The sequence below is a fragment of the Flavobacterium psychroterrae genome (genome assembly GCF_018380615.1).
Taxonomy (GTDB): domain Bacteria; phylum Bacteroidota; class Bacteroidia; order Flavobacteriales; family Flavobacteriaceae; genus Flavobacterium; species Flavobacterium psychroterrae.
The window spans coordinates 3,922-5,203 of record NZ_JAGYVZ010000057.1 but is presented as its reverse complement, the minus strand read 5'-3'; the positions used below and the strand labels follow the sequence as shown (position 1 = coordinate 5,203).

Annotated in this window: 1 rRNA gene (cut by a window edge); it reads left to right on the top strand. The window is 49.1% G+C overall.

The features are described 5' to 3' along the window. Window positions 1-15 precede the first annotated feature (15 nt). A 16S ribosomal RNA gene (locus KHA90_RS24815) occupies window positions 16-1,282 on the top strand; it runs 346 nt beyond the window's last position.

Sequence of the window (1,282 nt, the reverse complement as noted above, 5' to 3'; positions counted from 1 at the left end):
TCAAGCAAACAATATACGATGAAGAGTTTGATCCTGGCTCAGGATGAACGCTAGCGGCAGGCTTAACACATGCAAGTCGAGGGGTAGAAGTCTTCGGACTTTGAGACCGGCGCACGGGTGCGTAACGCGTATGCAATCTACCTTTTACAGAGGGATAGCCCAGAGAAATTTGGATTAATACCTCATAGTATAATGACTCGGCATCGAGATATTATTAAAGTCACAACGGTAAAAGATGAGCATGCGTCCCATTAGCTAGTTGGTAAGGTAACGGCTTACCAAGGCTACGATGGGTAGGGGTCCTGAGAGGGAGATCCCCCACACTGGTACTGAGACACGGACCAGACTCCTACGGGAGGCAGCAGTGAGGAATATTGGACAATGGGCGCAAGCCTGATCCAGCCATGCCGCGTGCAGGATGACGGTCCTATGGATTGTAAACTGCTTTTATACGAGAAGAAACACTACTTCGTGAAGTAGCTTGACGGTATCGTAAGAATAAGGATCGGCTAACTCCGTGCCAGCAGCCGCGGTAATACGGAGGATCCAAGCGTTATCCGGAATCATTGGGTTTAAAGGGTCCGTAGGCGGTTTAATAAGTCAGTGGTGAAAGCCCATCGCTCAACGGTGGAACGGCCATTGATACTGTTAGACTTGAATTATTAGGAAGTAACTAGAATATGTAGTGTAGCGGTGAAATGCTTAGAGATTACATGGAATACCAATTGCGAAGGCAGGTTACTACTAATTGATTGACGCTGATGGACGAAAGCGTGGGTAGCGAACAGGATTAGATACCCTGGTAGTCCACGCCGTAAACGATGGATACTAGCTGTTGGGAGCAATCTCAGTGGCTAAGCGAAAGTGATAAGTATCCCACCTGGGGAGTACGTTCGCAAGAATGAAACTCAAAGGAATTGACGGGGGCCCGCACAAGCGGTGGAGCATGTGGTTTAATTCGATGATACGCGAGGAACCTTACCAAGGCTTAAATGTAGATTGACCGGTTTGGAAACAGATCTTTCGCAAGACAATTTACAAGGTGCTGCATGGTTGTCGTCAGCTCGTGCCGTGAGGTGTCAGGTTAAGTCCTATAACGAGCGCAACCCCTGTTGTTAGTTGCCAGCGAGTCAAGTCGGGAACTCTAACAAGACTGCCAGTGCAAACTGTGAGGAAGGTGGGGATGACGTCAAATCATCACGGCCCTTACGCCTTGGGCTACACACGTGCTACAATGGCCGGTACAGAGAGCAGCCACTGGGCGACCAGGAGCGAATCTATA